This window comes from Streptomyces coeruleofuscus (assembly GCF_039532725.1).
Classification (GTDB): domain Bacteria; phylum Actinomycetota; class Actinomycetes; order Streptomycetales; family Streptomycetaceae; genus Streptomyces; species Streptomyces coeruleofuscus.
This window is the reverse complement of record NZ_BAAASE010000017.1, coordinates 62,365-83,123: the sequence shown is the minus strand read 5'-3', so window position 1 is coordinate 83,123 and position 20,759 is coordinate 62,365. Positions and strand designations below refer to the sequence as shown.

General features: G+C 68.8%; 21 protein-coding genes and 2 pseudogenes. 10 read left to right on the top strand and 13 right to left on the bottom strand.

The genetic code is table 11. From position 1 onward, the window contains the following. Positions 1–32: 32 nt before the first annotated feature. The gene (locus ABFX81_RS40495; protein WP_346139526.1) at positions 33–320 is read right to left on the bottom strand and encodes a hypothetical protein; all 288 of its coding nucleotides are present in this window, start codon (positions 318–320) and stop codon (positions 33–35) included. Positions 321–407: 87 nt separating this feature from the next. Here ABFX81_RS40495 and ABFX81_RS40490 point away from each other — a divergent pair, with 87 nt between their 5' ends. Then, positions 408–665 carry a hypothetical protein gene (locus tag ABFX81_RS40490; RefSeq protein WP_086852419.1) on the top strand — a complete coding sequence of 86 codons (258 nt, stop codon included), beginning with the start codon at positions 408–410 and terminating at the stop codon, positions 663–665. Positions 666–1,132: 467 nt separating this feature from the next. Here the strand turns inward: ABFX81_RS40490 and ABFX81_RS40485 are convergent, their stop codons facing one another. After that, a complete protein-coding gene (locus ABFX81_RS40485) occupies positions 1,133–1,333 on the bottom strand; it encodes a DUF5133 domain-containing protein (protein WP_086852409.1) in 201 nt (66 codons plus the stop codon). 264 nt (positions 1,334–1,597) lie between these two features. Here ABFX81_RS40485 and ku point away from each other — a divergent pair, with 264 nt between their 5' ends. Further along, positions 1,598–2,503 carry a non-homologous end joining protein Ku gene (ku, locus tag ABFX81_RS40480; RefSeq protein WP_346139524.1) on the top strand — a complete coding sequence of 302 codons (906 nt, stop codon included), beginning with the start codon at positions 1,598–1,600 and terminating at the stop codon, positions 2,501–2,503. 29 nt (positions 2,504–2,532) lie between these two features. Here the strand turns inward: ku and ABFX81_RS40475 are convergent, their stop codons facing one another. From ABFX81_RS40475 to ABFX81_RS40455, 5 genes are all read right to left on the bottom strand, one after another. After that, positions 2,533–3,519: a hypothetical protein gene (locus ABFX81_RS40475; RefSeq protein WP_346139522.1), complete on the bottom strand. Its 987-nt coding sequence runs from the start codon at positions 3,517–3,519 to the stop codon at positions 2,533–2,535. Between the two features lie 10 nt (positions 3,520–3,529). Continuing rightward, positions 3,530–4,474 carry a sigma factor-like helix-turn-helix DNA-binding protein gene (locus tag ABFX81_RS40470; protein ID WP_086839589.1) on the bottom strand — a complete coding sequence of 315 codons (945 nt, stop codon included), beginning with the start codon at positions 4,472–4,474 and terminating at the stop codon, positions 3,530–3,532. Next, positions 4,471–4,689, bottom strand: a complete 219-nt coding sequence (locus tag ABFX81_RS40465) for a hypothetical protein (RefSeq protein ID WP_086839590.1) — start codon at positions 4,687–4,689, stop codon at positions 4,471–4,473. The genes ABFX81_RS40470 and ABFX81_RS40465 overlap by 4 nt, the downstream gene beginning before the upstream one ends. Before the next feature lie 674 nt (positions 4,690–5,363). After that, entirely contained in the window at positions 5,364–5,837 is a 474-nt protein-coding gene (locus ABFX81_RS40460) for a DUF6292 family protein (protein WP_086839592.1), read from the bottom strand. Between the two features lie 33 nt (positions 5,838–5,870). Continuing rightward, on the bottom strand, positions 5,871–6,878 hold the full coding sequence (locus ABFX81_RS40455) for a DinB/UmuC family translesion DNA polymerase (protein ID WP_086839594.1): 1,008 nt from the start codon (positions 6,876–6,878) through the stop codon (positions 5,871–5,873). A gap of 91 nt (positions 6,879–6,969) precedes the next feature. On the opposite strand from ABFX81_RS40455, the gene ABFX81_RS40450 reads away from it, so the two are divergent. Next, positions 6,970–7,308, top strand: coding sequence for a DUF6233 domain-containing protein (locus ABFX81_RS40450; protein WP_346139521.1), 339 nt, complete (start codon positions 6,970–6,972; stop codon positions 7,306–7,308). 597 nt (positions 7,309–7,905) lie between these two features. Here the strand turns inward: ABFX81_RS40450 and ABFX81_RS40445 are convergent. Both ABFX81_RS40445 and ABFX81_RS40440 read right to left on the bottom strand, forming a co-directional pair. Beyond that, positions 7,906–8,460 carry a GAF domain-containing protein gene (locus ABFX81_RS40445; RefSeq protein WP_346139520.1) on the bottom strand — a complete coding sequence of 185 codons (555 nt, stop codon included), beginning with the start codon at positions 8,458–8,460 and terminating at the stop codon, positions 7,906–7,908. Positions 8,461–8,956: 496 nt separating this feature from the next. Beyond that, a pseudogene (locus ABFX81_RS40440) lies at positions 8,957–9,521 on the bottom strand (restriction endonuclease). A 135-nt stretch (positions 9,522–9,656) separates the two neighbouring features. Between ABFX81_RS40440 and ABFX81_RS40435 the strand changes: the two are divergent. The 7 genes from ABFX81_RS40435 (at position 9,657) to ABFX81_RS40405 (ending at position 16,777) form a co-directional block, all read left to right on the top strand. Next, positions 9,657–10,073 (top strand): hypothetical protein, encoded by a 417-nt coding sequence (locus tag ABFX81_RS40435; protein WP_086839598.1) that lies wholly within the window; start codon positions 9,657–9,659, stop codon positions 10,071–10,073. After that, positions 10,066–11,991, top strand: coding sequence for a caspase, EACC1-associated type (locus ABFX81_RS40430; RefSeq protein ID WP_086839600.1), 1,926 nt, complete (start codon positions 10,066–10,068; stop codon positions 11,989–11,991). The genes ABFX81_RS40435 and ABFX81_RS40430 overlap by 8 nt, the downstream gene beginning before the upstream one ends. Before the next feature lie 250 nt (positions 11,992–12,241). Further along, complete coding sequence (locus ABFX81_RS40425; protein ID WP_086839602.1) at positions 12,242–12,517, top strand: hypothetical protein; 276 nt, start codon at positions 12,242–12,244, stop codon at positions 12,515–12,517. A gap of 974 nt (positions 12,518–13,491) precedes the next feature. Continuing rightward, a complete protein-coding gene (locus ABFX81_RS40420) occupies positions 13,492–13,680 on the top strand; it encodes a hypothetical protein (RefSeq protein ID WP_086839609.1) in 189 nt (62 codons plus the stop codon). Between the two features lie 57 nt (positions 13,681–13,737). Further along, complete coding sequence (locus ABFX81_RS40415) at positions 13,738–13,878, top strand: ATP-dependent DNA ligase (RefSeq protein WP_346139517.1); 141 nt, start codon at positions 13,738–13,740, stop codon at positions 13,876–13,878. A 632-nt stretch (positions 13,879–14,510) separates the two neighbouring features. Then, positions 14,511–16,373 (top strand): tetratricopeptide repeat protein, encoded by a 1,863-nt coding sequence (locus ABFX81_RS40410; RefSeq protein ID WP_346139516.1) that lies wholly within the window; start codon positions 14,511–14,513, stop codon positions 16,371–16,373. 194 nt (positions 16,374–16,567) lie between these two features. Continuing rightward, complete coding sequence (locus tag ABFX81_RS40405) at positions 16,568–16,777, top strand: DUF6207 family protein (protein ID WP_346139515.1); 210 nt, start codon at positions 16,568–16,570, stop codon at positions 16,775–16,777. An 85-nt stretch (positions 16,778–16,862) separates the two neighbouring features. Here the strand turns inward: ABFX81_RS40405 and ABFX81_RS40400 are convergent. The 4 genes and pseudogenes from ABFX81_RS40400 to ABFX81_RS40385 all read right to left on the bottom strand — a co-directional run. Next, positions 16,863–17,059, bottom strand: a pseudogene (locus tag ABFX81_RS40400) (hypothetical protein); the annotation flags it as partial. A gap of 460 nt (positions 17,060–17,519) precedes the next feature. Further along, on the bottom strand, positions 17,520–18,596 hold the full coding sequence (locus tag ABFX81_RS40395) for a ParB/RepB/Spo0J family partition protein (RefSeq protein WP_086852306.1): 1,077 nt from the start codon (positions 18,594–18,596) through the stop codon (positions 17,520–17,522). Further along, positions 18,593–19,858 (bottom strand): AAA family ATPase, encoded by a 1,266-nt coding sequence (locus ABFX81_RS40390; protein WP_086852308.1) that lies wholly within the window; start codon positions 19,856–19,858, stop codon positions 18,593–18,595. Before ABFX81_RS40390 ends, ABFX81_RS40395 begins: the two co-directional genes overlap by 4 nt. A gap of 406 nt (positions 19,859–20,264) precedes the next feature. Next, entirely contained in the window at positions 20,265–20,447 is a 183-nt protein-coding gene (locus ABFX81_RS40385; RefSeq protein WP_346139513.1) for a hypothetical protein, read from the bottom strand. Positions 20,448–20,759 lie beyond the last annotated feature (312 nt).

Genomic DNA, 20,759 nt, shown 5'->3' with positions numbered 1-20,759 from the left:
CGAGGACTGTGCGGCACTTCACCTTCGTGGGTTCATCGATCACCACGCGTGATGGGGACGCCGAGGTCGACGGCCGTGTGCTGCCCAGGGCTCTGATCGAGCTGGCGGAGCTTCTCCTCGGCGTCGGCCAGGCTGACCCGGAGACCTACGACCTCGCCGAGCCAGCCTTCCGTCTCGGCTTCGGCGATTCGGGCGATCAAGGCATCGCGGATCTCGGTAAGCCGCGCCCGTTGGGCCGGGGGGCTCTCGCCCAGCAGCGGCGCAAGCAGTCCCCAGCAGTTCAGCAGGTCATAGGAGCACTCCAAGCCGCTCTGCTGCATCCGGGTGGACCCTCACGCCGGCCGCAACCGGCTTCCCCTCGCGCGAAGTCCCCCTCTGCAACCTCAAGCGTTGAGAGGAGCCTGTCCATGGCCCACACCACCACCACGCCTGACCGGCCGTCCTGGGCACACGACGACTTCCTGCTGCCGCCGCCCAACCCCGCCCAGCGCCTCAACCTCACCCTCCCCACGCGGGATGTACACCGCCTGGAACTCCACGCGGCACTGACCACCGCCGGCGTCGCCCCCATGCCCGGCGATCGCGAGGCCATCGACCACCTCAGCACCCTGCCCGACAACGTCCACACCGCATTGCACCGCTGGCTCACCCACACCACCCAATAACCAGCCCCCACCCGGGAAGCGATCACCGACACACACTTGGTGCGGTCAGCCGGTGCAGGCGAGCTGCCGGGCATGCCGGGCACCGGTCGGCCCGCCGCACTGAGTGTTCGGCTCGCGGGGCCCAGCCCAGCACCGACGGGAAGGCCTGGGCAAGCCCCCGTTCAGGAGAGGCTTGCCCAAGGGCCCTTTCGGCTTGCCCGGTCAGGTCCGCCGGCGGACGAGGCCGCAGCGGCCTCCACCCGAACCCGACACGCCCCTCATCCGTGCCACGCTCCCCTGATCAACCGGCGCGCGCCGTCGGGTCGTCAGATCCCCGCGTACGACAAAAGCCCCCTCACCCACGCACTGAACCGGCAGGGTTGCCGCGTCTGGTCTGGGTGACGAGATTTGATGTCGTGGCCGTGCCGATCAACGTCCAGAGCGCCATCGAGGATCACTCGATTCCTGTGCCGCAGAAACCGCTCGCGTCACAGGGCGTCGGCCAGCTGCCGGCGAGCCGCAGACAGAGCCGTGTCCAACTGGCGGGTGCCCGTGAGCACACACAGCGTGTAAGACGCGTCCTCGAGCTGGCGCCGGGTCTCCGCGCTACCGCCGGACGCCAGGCGCCGCCTGAGCGTCTCGCAGCGTTCAACGAGCTCCCGCAGGAGCGAAGGATGCGCCGTGAGCATGACGGCCGCCTCCGTCCTCGCCCGATCGGACCTGCCTTCTCCACTCTTACGGTCGCAAGTCCCGCAGCCCCCCGCACCCGGAAGCCGAGCAGCCCGCCGGGTCACGCCTGAGGGATGCGACCGACAGGTCGGTTGTGAGTTTGTGAATCGCTTGCGGTTGGCCGGGCCGCAGGGCGACTTCTTCCCCAGGGGCCGTGGTGCATGTGCGCGGCTGTGGTTGCGCTCATAGTCTGGTGTTGCTCGGGGTAGCTGCGGAGGTCTGTCATGCCCCGGAACATCTGGAGCGGCGCGATCAGCTTTGGTTTGGTCACCGTGCCGATCACCGTGGCCAGCGCTACCGAGGACCACTCGATCAGGTTCCACCAGTACCACCTGGAGGACATGGGCCGGGTGCGGGTGCGCAAGTACTGCGAGATCGAGGACCGCGAGGTCGACCAGGGCGAGATCGGCAAGGGCTACCAGCTGACCAAGGAGCAGGTCATCCCGATCAGCGACGAGGAGCTGCGGGACCTGCCGCTGCCGACGGCGAAGGCCATCGAGATCGTCGCTTTCGTGCCGCTGGACTCCGTCGACCCCCTGAAGATCGGCGAGGGCTACTACCTGGCGCCCAGCGGGCAGGTCGCCGCGAAGCCCTACAAGCTGCTGCGCATGGCCCTGGACCGGAGCAGCAAGGTGGCCGTCGCGAAGTACGCCTGGTCCGGCCGCGAGCGCCTCGGGCTCCTCCGGGTCCGCGAGGACGCGATCGTTTTGCACGCGATGCGCTGGCCTGACGAAATCAGGTCTCCGGAGGAACTGCTGCCGCCCCCAGTCGAGCTGACCGACGAGGAGATCGACAGCGCGCTCGCCCTCATGGACACCATGACCCGCGAAGATCTCGAAGGTGAGGAGTTCCAAGACACCTACACCGAGGCCCTCGCCCAGATCATCGAGGCCAAGCGGGAGCACCGCGAGCCGCCGAAGCTTCAGGAGCCGGAGGCGAAGCCGGGGCAGATCGTCGACCTGATGGCCGCCCTGACCGAGTCCGTGCAGAAGGCCAGGGCCTCCCGCGGCGAGGACGCCGACGGGCACGAGCTGCCGAAGAAGACCGCGAAGAAGCAGCCGGCCAAGAAGACCGCCGCGAAGAAGGCCGCGACCAAGAAGACGTCCGGGCGCCGGCCGCGCAGCGCCTAGTCGAGGAACCTCAGCGCGTTTCCGTGTCGTCATGGCGCGAACCGTAGAAGACGCTGCCCCGTAGCGTCGCGTGCATGGGCGAGGCCAGGCGCGCACAGGCGGCGGTCGAGGAGGAAGCGCATGAGGACTTCCCTCTGGCCCGGCTTTTGGGGCTGTTCCGGGGGGATTTGCCTCCAGGCGTGGGCCACCGCAGCTTCGTGGAAGGCGGAAGCGGACTCGGCGTCGGGCGCTGCGAGCTGGACCAGGACGTGGTCCGGCTCTGGTGTTCGAGTGAGGCGGGTGATCCGGTCGTCGTCTTCGATCGGGCGGGCGGGCAAAGGGCCTGCAGGGGGGCCGGGGCAGTCGTCGTGCGGGTCGGTGAGGGCCGCCAGGATGATCTGCAGCATTTCGGCGAAGTAGGGGCCGGGGGCGGGGATCTCGACGTCGGGGTGGCGGCGGTATCCGTCGCTGACGGCTGCGGTGGTGTAAGACATGACGGCAAGGGTGGTGTCGCTGTAGGTGCGGTCGCTGTCGGCGGTCATCTGCGTGACCATGCGGAGGACGGTGGCGGTGCTGGCCGCGCATCCTTCGTCTGTGTCCGTGCCGTCGCCGGCCTGGTCGAGCCAGAAGTCGGCGGCGTGGTCGTCGCCTCGTGCCCGGTGGTGGAGGGACAGGCAGTAGCCGGCGCCGCGATCGCCGGCGCCGGCGGCGTACTGCCACCAGTAGCGTGCTCCGTCCTCGGCGCCGGCCAGGTGCAGCAGGCAGCCCAGGATCCAGGCGCCTTCGGGGCCGGGGAGCTGCTCGGTGATGAAGTCGGTGATCTGAGGTGCGCTGGCGTGGGTCACGGCGACTTCGCACAGGGAGCGCAGGTGCTCTGCGGCGGTGTCGTCGGCGAAGGTCTCGTCGGCGAGGATCCTGGATCCGTCAGGCGGGGAGAGGGGGTCCGGGTGGGTGTCGAGGCAGGGAACCGTGTCCGCGGGGATACGGGGGTTCTTCAGCAGGGCCGCGCGGGCGAGGAGGTCGTCGATGGCGGTCATGTCGGGGTGATCACTCCCGGGCTGTGGGACGTTGGTGGAGCAGTTCGAGGGCTCCTCGTGCGTGGTGGTCGAGTGTGTGGACGTGGGCCGGGGACAGGCCGGTGGCCTCCTGGACCTCGTCGGGGGTGAACTCGCACAGGTAGCGCAGGACGACGACGTCGAACTGGTCCTGCGGCAGGTGGCTGATCGCGTCGAAGAATTCGGCGACTTCACTGATCTCGACGAACCTGGCCACCGGGTCCTGGATCCGGCTCTGCGCGACCGTCATGAACGCGGCAGGCCGCAGATCGAGGTGGCCGTCCGGATGCCGCCTGACACGCAGCAGCACCCGAGAGCGCAGGAGCCGCCACGCGTAGCGGGGAAGGTTCGGGCCGGCGGCTGCCTCTGCCTCGTCCCAGCCGGCCCACAGGATGCCGAACGCCTCGTCGACGATCCGCTCTGGCCGCTCGATGTGCAGCAGCGCCCGGGCGTAGGAGACGTAGTAGTGCTCCATCTTCTCGATGAAGCCGCGGTGTTCCACGGGCCGCTCCTCGGGCCCCAGCGGCCGGACGGCCTGGATGCGTTGTGTGATCCATGTGGTGGATTTGGCGGCCTCGTAGGCCCCGGCGGTCCACAGGCGGCACAGGGGCCAGGGAGGCAGTCCCAGGGCGTGGACCACGCTGTAGGTGAGCTCCCAGCTCGGGTAGTACTCGATGCCGCGCAGGAGAGCGGAGATGCGGGTCTTGGAGAAGCCGGTACGCCGGGCCAGCTCGTCGAGGGTGACACCGTGAGCGGATATCTGGTGGCGCAGGCGCTCCAGCAGCGCCTGATGGCTGGGGCCGATGTTCTCGGACATCGGCTCCGCGCGGCGGCCTCGCCGACCCGGACCGAACGCGGCGGGCGCCACGGAGAACGGTGCGTCCGGGGCGTCGTCGGCAGCGGGAGGATCGTCCTGGGGTGGTGGCGAGGAGGTCATCGCTGCGGCTCCTCCTGCCCGGCCGACTCCGGCGCCGGAGCGCGGGCGGGCGCGGTGCTGGAACCGTGGGCGGCGGCGGTGAGCTGCTGCACAAGCAATCCGAGCGAGGGCAGCAGCGCCACGACCGCGGCGAGGTGTCCCAGCACGGTCATCGCCGTGCTCCACGCGAGGACCACCACCAGCACGGCGACGGTCCACACCTTTCGACTGGGCATTTCACCTTCCCTGCGTCAGGTTGAGGGGTCTGGAAGGCCTCCTTCCTCGGCGGTGCTCAAGCGCCGGTGAAGGAGGTGGTGGACAGCATTGCGGGCGCCACAGCCGACACTCAAAGTGATCATGGAGTCACGGAACAAATACGTTCGATGGGACCTTTTTTGAACACCAGAACGCCAACTCCCGCCCCGGCACGGTCAGAACCGCATCAGAGCGTCCGCTTCTGATCACCATTCATGCAATTGCACAGCCACTGTCCGGGGACGGGCACCATGAAGGAGACGCCTTGGCGTCACACCTTCCCGTCTGGAAGGCGCGCGGGTTCCCTCGTGCTCAAGGAACCCCAGGAGGGCCCCGTGCCGCTCCCGTCCGGCACGTCGAAGCTGCTGGACGGGAGCCATCCATCGGCCCCACCGGACCCTGGTGACGTACGCGTCGTAACTCACCCCCGCCGCAGGGGCCATAGGCACTGGCCTGCCGCGCGGCCGCGCGCCCTCCAGGTCCCAGCTCGCCGTCGTACCTGTAGAAGCCGTCGACAGCCGCGCCCTGCCGGCGCCGCTGGGGCAGCTCGGCCAGCTGCGCGATGCCGGTGCTGGGGTCTCGGCCAGACGCCGGCGCGAGCTGGAGCCGGATCGTCTGGGCAGCTCGGAAGGCTCGAGCAAGGGGGCTCGGCCACTCATTCCGTGACCCTGGCCCGGCGCAGTACCTCGATCGCGCTTCGCACACCCGAGGCCTCGTCCCACTCCGTGCCGTAGTCCCCATCGGGCGTACGCCAGTAGCGCACCAGCCCGTCGGCTACCTCGGCGACGTCGCCGGGGTCGGCGAAGACCCGGTGCAGCGGTGTGACGGGGGCTTCGAGGAGGACGTCGTGGGTGCTGGCGCCGAGCTTGGCGTAGGACCAGCCGATGTCGTCGTCCCAGGCGAGCCTCACGCCGCCCCGGGCGCCGGTGCGGCTGACGTCCCAGACCAGGGTCATGTAGATCGTGTCCTGGCGGTCCGTCTGGTGGTACGCGCGCAGCGCGACGTCGGCCCGGACGACGCCGGGCGGGATGCCGCGGTCGGCCAGGGCCTGGTCGACGGCCTGGACGTAAGACCAGTGCGGCAGACCTTGTGACCAGAGCCCGTGCCACCCGGGCGGATCGAGCAGCACAGGCTCACCTCCACACGGGGGGACAGGATCGGGTCATGAGGCGCGGCGGAAGGTAGTGGCCGGGCCGATGATGGCCGGTCCGTACTTGTCGCGGACGCGGTCGACGGCGGCTTCGGCGACCAGTCGGGCTTCGCGGGCGTCATCGAGGCTGATCTGCTGGGCGACCTGGTCGGCGTCGACGAGGTCCTCGCCTTTGAGTGCGATCGCGTCCAGCCGGCCGCGCTGGAGACCGGCGGCGTCCATCAGCTGGTAGGCCATGGCGCGTAGATCGTCGTCGTGTGCGGAGGGCTCGACCAGGCGGCGGGTCTTCTCCCACCGGCTGCCGCCGGCGAACCTCAGCACCAGAGTGAGGGCGCGGGCCGCCTGGCCCCGCCGGCGCAGCCCCACACCGAGCCGGACCACGAGTTCGAGGAGCGCGGCGCGGACCTCCGCTCCGTCCAGAGCGTGTCGGGGGAAGGCGCGGCGGACAGTCACGGACTCGGGCAGGGAACGGGGGACGACGGGACGCGGGTCGATGCCGCCGGCCCGGTCGGCGGCCAGGCGGCCCGCGCGGCCGCCCAGCAGGCGCTGCACGGTGGCGGCCGGGACGGCGGCGAGCAGGCCGACGCTGTGGATGCCGTAGTCGCGCAGGATCGCGGCCTGGCTGGGCCCGATGCCGTGCAGGGCGTCGACCGGCAGCGGCCCCAGCCATGCACTGACCTCGTCAGGTGGGATGGCGAGGATGCCACCGGGTGGATCGATCTGGGCGGAGGCGGTGGCCGCGACCGTGATGGTGGGGCCAACGCCGACGCGGACGTCGACTCCGAGGCGGGAGAGCGTCCGAACCCGCAGCATCTCCCCCAGGTGGCGGGCGTCTCTGCCGTGGTAGCGCAGCGCGCCCTTCAGCTCCACCAGCGCCGCGCACGGCGGCAGAGCCTGCACGACCGGGGACAGCTTCGCGAGCAGCTCCAGAACCTGCCGGTAGATCTCCTGCGGCAGCCGGTCCGGGCAGCGCACATGCATCACCGTCGACCCCGCACGCGCCGGTTTTCCTGCGCTCATGGCACACCCACCTCCTCCCGACCCACAGTATCGAACTAGAATTCGAATACGCGAGGGTGCGGCTCGCGCGGCGAAAGACCCGGGACGGAACGTGTTCGACGACCTGCCACCTGACCTGGAGCGACTGCTCACCCTGAGGGTGTGGCACGCGATGTGGCTGGCGCGCATAGACAACAAGGTCGCCGACATCCAGCAGCGGGAAGCCGAGCGAGAACACGGCCGGCGCGTCCGGCCCGCCAGGCCGGAGTGGCTCGTGCAGCTCGGCATCGGCACCGGACGCCCGCCCGTCCAGGTCCACGCCGGCGACTGCTACGCCGCCGGCAACCGCCGCCGCCCCGTCGACCGCGACGAAGCCCGCCGCCTCCTGGCCTCAGGCCTGCCCGCCTGCCCGCACTGCCAGCCCGACATCGAGCTCCGCATCCTTGACTGACTACGGGTGCTTGCTGAGGACCGAGCAGACCACTACGTCACGTCGCCGCGCGACCAGCGGCTTCCCTGGTGTCAGGGTGAACGTGTCCGGCCTGGCGCCATGTACCGGTGAGCACCGGACGAATCCGGTGCTCAATACGGAGTGTTCTGTTGGTGAGCTGCCCAGTACGCCTTCGCACTCGACGCTGGGGATTTCCGTATGTGGCTGCCTCGTGGCCCGAGAACCGGAATATGCCAAACGGATTAGTCGGTCGTGTGTTCAGCGACGGTGTCTTTGACGAAGGCCCGACACTCGAGCCTGCGCAGTTATGCGCGGTGCGTCAACCGCTCGTACGCTTCCCGTACTGCGCACAGAAGGCGGCCTGCGATGCCTCGGGCAGCAGCTGCCTGGCGGGCCTGGGCGAAGTAATCAGAGCTGCTCAGCTGGCCGTTCACCCAGCTGCTGGCAGTGTCTGCGTCCTTGTGGATCACGGCGAGTGTGTGCTTGCTGTGACTCATACTGGCCCCCGGGTAGGTCGGATTGCTGCGCGTACCCGTTCTACACAAAGAAGGTGTAACCGCGTAGCGATAGCGGCAAACTGACCACTTCTAGCGTACGTCATGACGACGTACCTTGAGGGTCATTGACCGGCGGTTTGTTCTGTCCGGGGACGGAAGCTCGAAGGGCGGAATCAGGCTTCTTCATCTCCCGGACTGCACCAATGAGATGCACGATAGTTTTGAAACGTTTGTCTTCCCGAAAATTATTGGGAATGTGGCCGGGCTTGCGGGCTTGAATCATTAGAAGACCCTGTTGAACTCCGCCAGCACGCACCGGCATGAAGACGGCGCTACGGCAGTCGTCCGCTACATAGATTCGGCCGCGATCCGGGTCTTTTCGGACGTCATGAACGCTGCGCCCAGCGACTGAAAGTGCGGCTTCGACGAGGAAGCTGTCCTTTTCCGCTCCTCGGGAAAATTTATCCTGAAAGTGCCGTTGCACTGCCTGCTCGTTGGCGAAAGCGAGGTGAAGCTCCGTGTCCTCGGCGGTGAGCCAGTACAGAGCACTGGCGGCGTCAGCGTGTGCCAGCTCAGCAGCAGTGTCAACGAGCCGCTTCAGTACCGTGTCGCGCCTCTCCTCGAACTCAGCAGGATCGACGAGGATCTTTCCCATGAGGCATGAAAGAGGCTCAAGAGCGTGTTCCAAGACCGACGACCTCTCGGTCTCCACCCTCTTCGAGCTCGTATGCAGAGTGAAGAAGGAGGCGATGGCCGCACAGGCGGCACAGGTGAAAATGTAGTACGGGCCGAAGCTGTTCTCTGCAAAAGCCGGAACAGTAGGGAGCCCTACCGATACAGCACTGAGGACCGCTACGCCCCACGGCTTGATCTTTCTGCGGCCGAGTAGTTTGCTCTCCAGGGACACAAGTCGCCTTCCGGTAGAGGACTCTTTGATGGTGCCTCAAAGGTGACGGAATGGCGTTTGCTGTGGTTCCTCAACTGATAGGCATTTGCTCTCATGAGTGAATAGGAAGCACTGGAGCATTAGGGGAGCGCGCGGCAAGGCAGCGCACGCCCCCCTTTCCCTGATCACAAGGTCAAGGTTGCCCGGGAACGGCTGGGCTGGCACCTGGCCAGCGGCCCTCCGAGGCATGCGAGACGCTGGGCACTCAACTCAACGACGTTGGCCGCCTCGGGGGTGGGACGGCCCGCAGCAGCTCCCACAGCGGCCGTGAGCCCGACGCCCACACAGCCAGCGTCTGGCGGTCCACTACATGCAGCCGCTGCTGCTTGGCGAAGTCCACGGCTGGCGCGGTCACCCACCCGTTCGTCACGAGCACCGCGACGTCCGCCCCGTGCACCGGCCGGGCCGTTCCGTTGAGCACCTGCAGATCCGGCGTGCCCACCGCCGAACCGCGGGCGCCGTGGCGGCGGTGCTTGCACTGGATGACCCAGCGCCGCCCGAGCGGGGTCGGTGGCTTTCACGTCCGCGCCCAGGTCGCTGCCTCCGCCGACCCGCTGGGCGTCCCGGCAGCCGTCCCGGCGCATCAGGTCCCGTATCGCCTCTTCGAACTTGGCGTGGTGCAGCGCGTCCAGCTGCTCCAGCCCGTAGCGCAAACCCTGCGCACGGACAGCTTCCCATCGGGCTTGCTGCTGCCGGTAGCCGGCGCCCGCCAGCACGGCGAGCACCAGTGCGACGAGGAGCACCCACCAGTGGGCCAGTATGCAAGCCACGCACCCAAGGCTCCTACGGGTTAAATCTCAAGGTCAGAGCCTGGCATGGTAAGGGCCACAACCGATCATGGCTCCCGCTCAGTCATGGGGCGCAACCTACCGGATGGTGCCAGACTGAGAGGGAGGCGAAGAGCCGTGGTCGATCAGCTGCGCATCGAAGTCCGTGACGCCGAGCGGTCCGACTGGGACGTCGAGTCACTGCTCCAGGACTTGGACGGCCTGCGGGAAGATCTCCTCCAGCTCGATGTGGAAGACGTCGGGCGTCCCGACGCCGGCCCCGCTCCCCCGGGCAGCCGGTCGAGCGCTCTGGAACAGGTCAACGCCCTGCTCGTGACGCTCACAGCTGCCCCGGCACTGCTGCACCAGGTCGTCACGGTCGTCGGCAAGTGGCGCGGCCGCGCCTGCGGGCCGGCGCCCGACGTGTCACTGCGGATGGGTGACCGGCGGCTCGAACTCCACGGCGGTGACGCCGAAGACCAGCGCCGCATGGTGGCCCTGTGGCTCGATGCTTGTACGACGTCTCCCGAATTGAGGCGGACGGGCGATGGCTGACCGGGAGCGGCAGGCACTCATTGTGGTGACCAGCGCGTACGACGACCCCGGGCTCGGCGCGCTGCGGGCACCGACGGACGACGCCGAGGAGCTTGCGGAGGTCCTCGCCGATCCGGACATCGGGAGCTTCGAAGTGGAGGTGCTCACCGACCCTGACTCCCAGCGGCTGCGCACGAAGGTCGAGGACTTCTTCGCGGACCGCACCCCCCGCCACACTCTGCTGCTTCACTTTTCCTGCCACGGGGTGAAGAACGCGGCCGGCAAGCTGTTCCTCGCGACTACCGACACCCGACGCAACCGGCTCGCCTCCACGGCGGTGCCAGCCGAGTACGTGAGCGGCACGATGCTGGCGAGCCGCGCCCAGCGGGCGGTCGTCCTGCTCGACTGCTGTTATGCGGGGGCCTTCGAGCGGGGCATGTTCCCCCGGGCGGGTGCGGACGCCCATGTACAGGAGAGTTTCCAGGATCTGGAGCGGACGGGCGGGCGGCGGGGCCGCGCCGTGTTCACTGCGTCGAGCGCCGTCCAGTACGCCTTCGAGGAGGACCGCCCGGTGACCGGAGCGAACCCGCCCGAGGAACGCCGACCATCGCTGTTCATCGGCTCGCTGGTGAAGGGCCTGCGCTCGGGTGACGCCGACCGGGACGGCGACGGCGAGATCGGCATGTCCGAACTGGCCGACTACGTCTCCGACCGTCTGACGGAGCTGACGCCCCACCAGACGCCCCAGCTGTGGCTGTTCGGCGCCCACGGCGGCGACGTCACCATCGCCCGTACCAGGCCCAGGGCCCCTACCGCCGTCGCGCTGCCCACCCGGCTGGACAGTGCGGTGCATGCGGCGGGTCGCGAGGAGCGGCTCTGGGCGGTAGAGGATCTGGGCACCCTGCTACGCGGCGACGACGTGGGACTCGCCCTGTCGGCCCGTACGGCCCTCGCCGCTCTGACCCACGACGACAGTCGCCGGGTCTCGCAGGGCGCCGAACAAGCCCTGCGCACGGCGCACCCCCGGGCCGCGACGCACTTCGTCGACCTCGGCACGGTCACTGCGGGCACGCCGGGTCCGCAGACCCTACTCGCTCTGGAGGGCCCACCGATCGTCCATGCCACGGTGGAGGCGGCGTCCGGGCTGCCCTGGCTGCGGGCGACGCGCGTAGCGGAAGGCGTTCAGGTGAGCGCCGAGGTGGCTGAACCGGGTCACTACGAGGGCGACGTGCTGGTGCGCACGGCGACGGGCGAACTGCCGGTGCACGTGGGCGTGGACGCGGTGCCGGCCCGCCGCCCGCGCCGGTGGGTGCAACGACCGGTGGCGCGGCCAGTGCTGGCGACGCCGGTCCGGGAGGCTTCGATGCGAAAGACGCCGGTGCGCGCCCCGGAACCGCCGCCCGCGCCCAGCCCCGCAACGGAGGAGCCGAGGCCGCCGGGGCCCAAGACCTCGAAGCGGAAGCCACCGGAGCCGGCGGCCGCCGTCGAGGCGCCGCCAGGAAGGGCCCGGGCTGCGCGGCCGGCTGCCGCTCTCCTGTGCTCCGCGTTCGTCCTCAATCTGCTCGCGCTGGTCACTCCGATCGTAACGAGCGATTACAACGCGGTATTCGCGCACACCTCCGTGACCGGGCCGGGCTGGCTGGTCGTGATTGCGCTCTGGGCGGGCCTCGCCACGACCGGCGTGCTCGGAGCGCTCGCCCTGCGCGGCTCCGCGCTCCCATTCCGCACGCCGGTGCTCGTCTGGCTCGCCTGCGTGACAGCGGCGACCATGGCGGCCGCGGGCTTCATCTACAGCGCGCTCAGCGAGTCCATCGATTACTACACGCCCAGCGCGGGGACGGTGGCCCTCACGCTCGCCTGGATGGTCGAGCTCTGGTGCTGTGTCACCGTCTGGCGCCGCAGGCAGACCGCGTCGCCGACGCCGCCTCGCCAAGGTTGAGGGCGGCCTGCACCAAGTCGGCGATGTGCGTCTTGCCGGCGCCGGGCTGCCCCGCACGACCACGACCGGCTGCTGGACCGCCGCGCACCGCCGGCAGGGGGATCAGCCGGTGCGGCACCTCGGAGCTCTCCTGCTCGGAGTGGACCACCGGGCTGCCGGCTGCTTTCTGGATTACCGTCGTTCCGCCTGGATGACAGGTGCCGCCCGAGGTCCTCTGCGCGGGCGCAAGATCGCTGTCGACGAACGCAGCATGGCCGTCGCGGCCCACACGCGCCGGGCACGGGACGACTGGTCCTACCGCGTCCCTGCCCATGCGCGCCCGCGACTGTCGCTGCTGGACCTCAATTACGTGGCGCACGCGCTGGTCACCTGCGATGAGGCAGGCGTGAACCTGGTGTTCGAGGCGATCGGCCCACTTGCCACCAGCGTGCCATGGGCGCAGGTCAGCGGGAGCCTGGGGCGCGACTGGCCGACCGAGTTCCGGCCACTTCGTGGCGCTGCCTCCCGACAGGGGGCGCGCTACTGATGAGCAGCCGGTCACCCCCTTGGCTGAGAGCAGCAGCACCACACACGGTGATCAACGAAGTCCCGAACCAGCCAGAGGTTGATCGAACAGCCGTGTCATTCAGGTCGTATCCTGCGGTGAGGCGACCGGTGCTGGTCGCCCAGAACAGGACACCTGACTATGACGCCTTCCGTGCCGCCGGTCACCGAGCCAGACCCGTCCGCGTTGACCTGCCCGGGGGACCAGGTCGGGCCGTGCGCAACGTGCCAGCGCAAGACCCACAAGTACGGCCGCGGCGGCTGCCCTCTGTGCCAGTGGTGCATGGCCCCGGCCATGGAGAAATGGGGCCCGGGCGTGCGGTACACCAACACGCGCTCCTGACGAGCACCTTCAGCGGTCCGTACGGATGCCCCGGAAGCCCGGACCGAGCCCACGACGCCTCGGTGGCCTTCGCGCCGGGCCACCCGCCACGGGTACCGACGCCGCGCTGTCCCGCCCGAGCGCCTGGTCGTCCAGGGTGATGCCCAGGCGCCGGCGCGCCTGGGCAGTATCGGTCGCCACCGCGGCGAGGGCCTGTACGAGGTCCTCCCGACGCTGCGCAGGGTGTCGGTGAGGGTGTCGATCGCGTCGAGGACGTCCTCGGCGCCGCCGTGCTCCAGCCGTCCGGGCCCGCGAGGTCCGCGAGGTGACATGCGGGGTGCTGGGGCGGCCCGGGTGGCTGCCGAGTGGCCGGTCCATGTCGTCGCCTTCGACCTGCTCCGGCTGTCCGGGACGGATACGACGCTCTGGCCGTACCGGCGGCGCCGGGCCGTATTGGAGTCGCTGTTCGCCGCGCGAAGGTTGTCGGCTGCCGTGGGCGCTGTGTCCGTCGACCACCGACCCGGACATGGTGCGTGAGTGGCTGACGTGGGCGGCGGTCGGTATGGAGGGCGTGGTCTACAAGCGGCTGGACAGCCGTTACGAGCCGTCCGTGCGCGGGTGGCGGAGGTAACAAGGTGCGGGAGACGACCGAGGCGATCGTCGGCGCGGCCACCGGCGCCCTGGCCTCTCCGCGCAGTCTGCTGCTCGGCAGGTACGACGAGGGTGGGCGCCTTCGGTACGCCGGCCGCACCACAACCCTCACCCAGGAGGCCAGCAGAACGCTCGCCGGCCTCCTCTCCCCTGCTCAGCCCGGACACCCGTAGACAGGCTGGTCGTTTGCTGCCGGATGGGGCACCAGAGAGACGCTGGACGTCACGCTCGTGTGTCCCGAGCTGGTGGTGGAGGTCGGGGTCGACGTCGCCCGCGACGCCGCCGGCCGGTGGCGCCACCCCGCACGCCTGCACCGCCCCCGTACCGACCTCTCCCCCACCGACGTCCCTCCGCTGGCCACGCCCCTGTGACAAGCCCGAACGCGGGTCCATGGGCTCCGTTCGACGGCCCGGCATGGAGGGCATCGCGGAGCCCGTGAACAGGCACAGCACCGGCGAGGCCCAAGCCAGGCGGTGTTGTAGGCCCACAACACCGCCCTCTTAGTCTCCTTGCTTGCGCCTCTTACCAATGGCCCAGGCGGCGAGAGCGGTGATCGCAGATGTGAGGAGAGCGGCGGGGAGCTCCGTTAGCAGTCCTTGAGCAAGCAGTTTCAGTGCGATGTCGAACATCTTGTCCTCCTCGGTGAGTTCCGACCTCTCACCCAGGCTCACCCTCGCCAGATGGCCGCTGACGTGCACTGACGCGTCAGCACAACTCAAGACGCCACGGGACGACCTCTGACGCTGTAAGTTGCCGCTGGACGTCATAGGACAGTTCTGGACAGCTGGGGGGACAGCTCATGCCCAGACTCACCGCACCGGTCTTGGCGACAGGGCCTCGCAAGCAGTTATGCGATGAGCTGCACGCCCTTCACCGGCGAGCCGGATGGCCCTCGGTTCGCGAACTGGCCCGCGCTCTAGGCAACGGAGTTGCGAGTTCTAGTCGGATCCATGATGCCTTCACCAAGCCGCGGCTCCCGGCGTGGGGACTTGTGGAAGTGCTCGTGGAGGAACTCGCGGGCCGGGTGCCGACTGGGTTGGAACCTAGGGAGGAGGTGAAGCGGTTCCACACCCTCTGGGAAGCAGCTGCTGCAGAGGGATTCGCTCCAGAGCCGGCTCTCCCGTCTGAAGCTCCGGAAGGAGTGCGTGAACCGCCAGCCTCTGCGCCGCCTGAGGACGTTTTCAGGCCGATGCGCCTCGCTGCGGAGGCGGCGGAAAAGCGGCGGGATTTCCAAGAGGCCGTCCGACAAGGCACCAAGGCGCTGCACGCCTACTCCTCGTCGCTAGGTCGCGACCACCCGCAGACACTTGCCTCCCGTAACCACCTCGGACACTGGCTGGGCCGCGCCGGGGATCCAACCGCCGCCGTGGCAATGCTGACCGACCTCGTCGAGGACCAGCGACGGGTACTAGGCCCCGACCACCCCGACACCCTCAGCTCCCTCCATCGTCTCACCGAATGGCGAGGCGAAGCCGGGGATCCAGCCGCCGCCGTGGCGATGCTGACCGACCTCGTCGAGGACCGAAAGCGGGTACTGGGCCCCGACCACCCCGACACCCTCGATTCCCGCCATGACCTCGCCCATTGGCGGGGCGAAGCCGGGGACCCGACCACCGCCGTGGCGATGTTCACCGAAGTCGTAGAGGACCAGCGACGGGCTCTAAGCCCCGACCACCCTCTGACGCTTCACTCACGTAGCCACCTCGCTGACTGGCTGGGCAAAGCCAGGGATCCAGCCGCCGCCGTGGCGATGCTGACCGACCTCGTCGAGGACCAAAAGCGGGTACTGGGCCCCGACCACCCCGACACCCTCGGCTCCCGCCATGACCTCGCCCACTGGCGGGGCGAAGCCGGGGACCCAGCCGCCGCCGTGGCGATGATGACCGAAGTCCTAGAGGACCAGCGACGGGTCCTGAGCCCCGACCACCGCGACACGATGCGCTCCGGCCACGACCTCGCCAACTGGTTGGGCTACGCCGGGGATCCAGCCGCTGCCGTGGCGATGCTGACCGAACTCGTAGAGGACCGAGAGCGGGTACTAAGCCCAAACCACCCACACACCCTCGACTCCCGCCATGACCTCGCCCATTGGCGGGGCGAAGCCGGGGACCCAGCCGCCGCCGTGGCGATGCTGACCGAAGTCCTAGAGGACCAGCGACGGGTCCTAAGCCCCGACCACCGCGACACGATGCGCTCCCGCCATGACCTCGCCCACTGGCGGGGGGAAGCCGGGGACCCAGCCGCCGCCGTGGCGATGCTGACCGAACTCGTAGAGGACCAGCGACGGGTCCTAAGCCCCGACCACCCCGACACGCTTGGCTCCCGCCACGACCTCGCCCACTGGCGCGCAGAGACTCTGGGTCCAGCCGCCGCAGCAGCGATGCTGCTCGACCTCGTGGAGGACCGGAAACGGGTGCTGGGCGCCGACCACCCCGACACGCTTGGCTCCCGCCACGACCTCGCCTACTGGCTGGACGAAACTGGGGACCTTGACGCAGCCCTCGCGATCATGAGCGACCTCGTAGAGGATCGAAAGCGGGTACTGGGACCTGACCATCCCGACACCCTCTGCTCTCGCCACTTCCTCGCAGAGTGGCTGGGTAAGGCCGGGGACCCGGCCGCCGCCGTGGCGATGCTGACCGAACTCGTGGAGGACCGGAAAGGGGTGCTGGGCGCCGTCCACAGCGACACGCTTGGCTCCCGCCACGACCTCGCCTGCTGGCTGGACGAATCCGGGGACCGGGCCGCCGCCGTGGCGATGATGACCGAAGTCGTAGAGGATCGAAAGCGCGTACAAGGACCCGATCACCCCGACACCGGTGCATCTCAGGCATGGCTTCGGCGTTGGCGGGGCAAGGCTGACTAACCTCGGACCTCGCCGCCACCTTCGTCGACGCCACTGCCATGGAGAAGTGGGGCCCGGGGGTGCGGTACGACAGCACACGAGCCTGACCGCTCCACGCGCTCGCGCGGGGCGGCGCTCAGGGGTGGCCCCAACTCGGTCGGGTGAAGACCGCCGTTTGAGAGAACCCCAGCAGGCGCCCGCGCGTAGTTCCCTTCATGAAGCCGATCAACGAAGCGCACGTGGCAGCGCCGGGCCTGGCCGTGGTGGAGGTTGCAGCCGCCGATGACGAGACCGCACTCGCGGTCCAGGAGCTGCTCGCCGCACGGTGCGCCATCGCGCCGGCTGACCGTACGACCCGGGAGCCCGGCGAGCCCGGTGTCCGGCTGCGCTGCTTCCTGGACCTGCGCCAGCAGCCCGACGTGTAGTTCCCGGGCCAGCGAGCAGGCCAACGCGTGCGTCAGGGAGATCGTCGCGGTCACATACCGGCCGCGAGGGTTCAGCGACTTGATTGGAAATGCCCTGCACCAGCTGAACAACCACGTCCAGGATTCCCTGGCCGAAGGCGGTGGGAGCTATGAGCACGCCGAAGACCAGCACGATGACGACGGTCAACTTCTCGTCGAAGCGGCTCCGGGCCTGCGTACGCCGGCGCAGCCGCAGGAGATGATGCCCCCCAGCAGAACCGCCACATTGATCGTCACCAGCATCAGGCCAGCCCTCCCCCATCAGGCACTCCCCCAGCGGCACGGCACCGGGGCGGCCCGGGCGGCGAGCAAGTGGCCGCCCAAGGGGGTGTGTCCGCCGCCACGGCGCCGGACACACCCTTCTCCGCCGGTCCCTCTCTGTGGACCAGCGGCTTGTCCGTGCAGGAGGACGGTGCGGGGTGGGTCCGGGCGGGTCAGTGGGTGCGCAGCCACCATTCCAGGATGGCGACGAGGACGGCTCCGGCGGAGCCGGCGAGGCCGAGAACGGCGCGGCGGCCAGCCTCTCGCCACAGGGCTCGCGGGCGGCGGGGCCGGCGGGTGCGTCCGCCGGTCGACCGAGTCGACCGGCGGACCACACGCATCGACCCAACGGCCAAGGCATGCCTTGGCGACGCGAAAGACGGTTCCTCACTATCGGGGGCCGGCCCTCGCGGTCGGCAAACCGGCTGGCTGGGTCATGAGGTCATCGGGCAGAAACGGCCTGGCTGTCCCTGTGTTTGATGAGGCGGTCCAACATCTTGTCGAACTCGTCCGGCGGCATCTTGTGGATCAGATGCAGCGCTGCGGTCACGCCATCCTCGTAGGGGAACCGCTTGGGCTGCTGATCCGCTCCCCCAGCGGCGGCCTCATCGGCGGTTGACTGTGCGGGGAGACTTGGCGCACCCTCCCCTGTGCGTGCCTGACCGTGAGCGGTCCTGCGCTTCGGAGGGGTGGAGGGCAGTTCGTCCGCGCTGCCGTCCTCTATTACGCCGTAATAGCCCTCCGCCTTTCCGGTCGCCTGAGCGGCTGGTGCGTCGGTCTGCTTCCTGCGTTTCCGCTCCTGCTTCTCAGCCTCCTTGCGGGCTCGTTCCTGTTTCAGCGCCGAGAGCGCTGCTTCCTGCTGCTCAGGTGGCTTGCTTCCCACAGCACGCAGCAGATCGATGGGCTCTTCGCCAATACGGGCCTGGAGTTCGGGAGTGAGGCTGAGCAGGGCGAGGCGTTGTGACACCCATCCCTGGGAGCGGTGGAGCCTCTTCGCCAGAGCGGTCTGGCTGCCGTGGATGGCTAGGAGTCGTTGCAGGGCACGGGCTTCGTCCAGCTCTGGCAGGTCCTGCCGGTGGATGTTGGCGACGAGGGCGCTTTCGAGAAGTTCTTCCGAGTTGGCGCCCTGGTCGTCGCTGACCATCACCTTGATGGCGATGAGGCCAGCGTCCCGTGCGGCGGCGAGCCGGCTGCTGCCGTCGATGACGACGTGGGTGGTGTCCGGTTCGAGATCGGCTTCGCGCTCCGGGTTGGCCTTGATGTAGGCGTCGCGGTTCATGACCGTGATCGCTTGCTTCTGCCCGTGGGTCTGCAGGCTGCCTGCGAGGTCGGTGAGGTCTCCGAGGCTGGAGCGGGGGTTGTCAGGGTTGAGGCTGATTCGATGGGGGGGCAATTCCGTCGGGGGTGCAACACCGTCGGTTGGCACGCCGGTTGCCGCTGCGACGGCCTGCCGACGAGCACTCACAGGCCGCACTCCCCCGCCGAAGCGGCCGGCACCCAACTGATTGGCCTTGCTCACGACACCTCCCGAGCCAGCGCCCGCATGCCGATCGCCTGCTGCGATTTCGGAGCGTACGACAGGAGGGGCTTCTTCACTCGTACTGCTTCCTTCTGTTCCTTGAGGTCACCGATGAGGCCGACGACTCGCGGATCCTTTATGTCGACCCACCCCTGGAGAGAGGAGGTGGCGATGTACCCGCGGCGTGAGTCATAGAGGTTGACCACGATGCCGAGATAGTCGATATCGACCTGCAGGTCGGCACGCAGGTCGTCGATCTGCGTGGTCAGCAGGTCGTAGGCGTCGGCAGAGCTGTCTTCGGCTTGCACGACGATCAGCGCGCCGGATTGTCCAGGCGCCTCACCGTCACGGCGACGCCCGTAGTAGGCGGCGGCGTCCATGCTGAGGCCGAGACTGGGCGGGCAGTCGACGACGATGACGTCGTAGTCGGCTTCGAGCGGGGCGAGGGCGCGCTCCAGGGCGGCTTCGCGGGCACGCACTGCGGACAGGCGCACATCAAGGAGGAAGGCGTCGTTGCAGGCGGGCAGCAGGTGGAGGCGTCCTCCGAAGGCCTCGTCGTCGACGGAGACGATGAGGTCGCGCAGGTCGCCCTTGGCGTCACCCGCCATGTGATTGGTGAGGCTGTCCCCGTTCATCGGCAGGGGAGAGGCACCCAGTTGGTTGGTGAGGTGGCACTGGGGGTCGAAGTCGACCAGCAGTACGCGCTGCCCCAGCCCGGGGAGGTTCTCCACGTCGAGCGGATTTCCCTCCTGCCCGTCGTGCTCCTCGTGCACCTCGCTGGCGCGTAGGGCTTTCGCGAGGGCTTTGGCGACGCGTACGGCGTGGAGCGCGTTGGGGTCTTCGGCGAGTGCCTCGCCGAGACCGGCCGTGATGGCGGTCTTCCCTACGCCGCCCTTCTGGTTGCAGACGATGATGCGCCGGGTGATGGAGGGCCGTTCGATGTCAGGTGCGGGGTTGGTGTCGAGCCACAGCTGGACGGACTGGGCCAGGCCTTGGACGAGGGAGACGCGGCGGTCGGATGCGGTGCGCGTGAACTCGTCCCACTGTCCGGGAGGGAGGAAGGTGGCGAAGGAACTTGCGCCGGTGGTGTCGACCTGGGCGGGGGAGGAGGCCAGGTTGCACCAGTCGGTGATGCCCTGTTCGACGGCGGCCTGGATCTCGATGCCGTGCTGCGCGGCTCTGATCTTGAGGTTCTGCCGGAGCCATCCCGGCAGCTTGGATACGACCTTCTCGCGGTCGCTGGAGGTGGCTGGCGAACTCATGGAGGACACCATACTAACGTTCATGATCCTTCGCTGCTATTGGCGCGTTAGTTTGGCTACCTGTTGGACCGTCAGCAAGCGCTCGTGGCTACCTCGGGCTATTACGGCGTAATAGCCCCCTCGTCGACCGAAGGCGCGCGATGCCGGGTGACCCTCTCCCTATTACGGCGTAATAGCAGGCCACTCACGGGGAGAAGCCAGGCCTCGCTGATCCGCAGCCGGATGGACGGCCACACTGCGGCGAGCGGCAGGATGTGCGGTGGGTAGCGAGACGGGGGAGCCGGTCCGCTTCGACGGCCCCGGGGTGCTGCAGCGGGCGCGGATGGGGAGGCCCCGCAGCGCTACGAGAGGAAGGATCTGCTGTACGAGATCTGTCTGGAGGCGGGTATACCGAGCTTCGGGGGTTTCAGGAGTAGGCCGCGATGGCGGCGAAGTAGACCCCCAGGGCGGTAGCCGCGGCGCCGGCGCCGGTGAGGGCCGCGTGAGCGGTACCAGTCCCGCTGCGACGGGCAAGCATGTAGACAGCCGTCGCAAGGTGCAGGGCAATGGACAGTGCGAGCAGCAGGGACACGATCTGCAGTGGGCTCATCGATGGCTCTCCGTGTGTGGCGGCCCGGACGGCCGGACTGGATGGCAGTCCCAATGTGGCTTGCGGCCGGGGGCGTCCAGGAGAGCTCCATCGCAGATTGGACACTTGCCGTCGATCCGGGCAGGTGGGCGGCTAGTGTCCCGATGAGGTAGACGGCAGGAGCGCCGAGATGTCCAGGGGGAGGTTGGACACGCACTCGCGCATGCGAGGGCGTGGGTGCGAAATGGCAAGACCATCAGAGCTGGACACACCGTACGTTCGACTGATCACCGAGTTGGCCGCCTTACGTAGCGAGCGCTTGGAGAGCCGGCC

Coding starts and splice junctions, on each gene's coding strand:
- ABFX81_RS40495 (WP_346139526.1), bottom strand. CDS start 320: ATGCAGCAGAGCGGCTTGGAGTGCTCCTATGACCTGCTGAACTGCTGG.
- ABFX81_RS40490 (WP_086852419.1), top strand. CDS start 408: ATGGCCCACACCACCACCACGCCTGACCGGCCGTCCTGGGCACACGAC.
- ABFX81_RS40485 (WP_086852409.1), bottom strand. CDS start 1,333: ATGCTCACGGCGCATCCTTCGCTCCTGCGGGAGCTCGTTGAACGCTGC.
- ku (WP_346139524.1), top strand. CDS start 1,598: ATGCCCCGGAACATCTGGAGCGGCGCGATCAGCTTTGGTTTGGTCACC.
- ABFX81_RS40475 (WP_346139522.1), bottom strand. CDS start 3,519: ATGACCGCCATCGACGACCTCCTCGCCCGCGCGGCCCTGCTGAAGAAC.
- ABFX81_RS40470 (WP_086839589.1), bottom strand. CDS start 4,474: ATGACCTCCTCGCCACCACCCCAGGACGATCCTCCCGCTGCCGACGAC.
- ABFX81_RS40465 (WP_086839590.1), bottom strand. CDS start 4,689: ATGCCCAGTCGAAAGGTGTGGACCGTCGCCGTGCTGGTGGTGGTCCTC.
- ABFX81_RS40455 (WP_086839594.1), bottom strand. CDS start 6,878: ATGAGCGCAGGAAAACCGGCGCGTGCGGGGTCGACGGTGATGCATGTG.
- ABFX81_RS40445 (WP_346139520.1), bottom strand. CDS start 8,460: ATGGGAAAGATCCTCGTCGATCCTGCTGAGTTCGAGGAGAGGCGCGAC.
- ABFX81_RS40430 (WP_086839600.1), top strand. CDS start 10,066: ATGGCTGACCGGGAGCGGCAGGCACTCATTGTGGTGACCAGCGCGTAC.
- ABFX81_RS40425 (WP_086839602.1), top strand. CDS start 12,242: ATGGCCGTCGCGGCCCACACGCGCCGGGCACGGGACGACTGGTCCTAC.
- ABFX81_RS40405 (WP_346139515.1), top strand. CDS start 16,568: ATGAAGCCGATCAACGAAGCGCACGTGGCAGCGCCGGGCCTGGCCGTG.
- ABFX81_RS40390 (WP_086852308.1), bottom strand. CDS start 19,858: ATGAGTTCGCCAGCCACCTCCAGCGACCGCGAGAAGGTCGTATCCAAG.
- ABFX81_RS40385 (WP_346139513.1), bottom strand. CDS start 20,447: ATGAGCCCACTGCAGATCGTGTCCCTGCTGCTCGCACTGTCCATTGCC.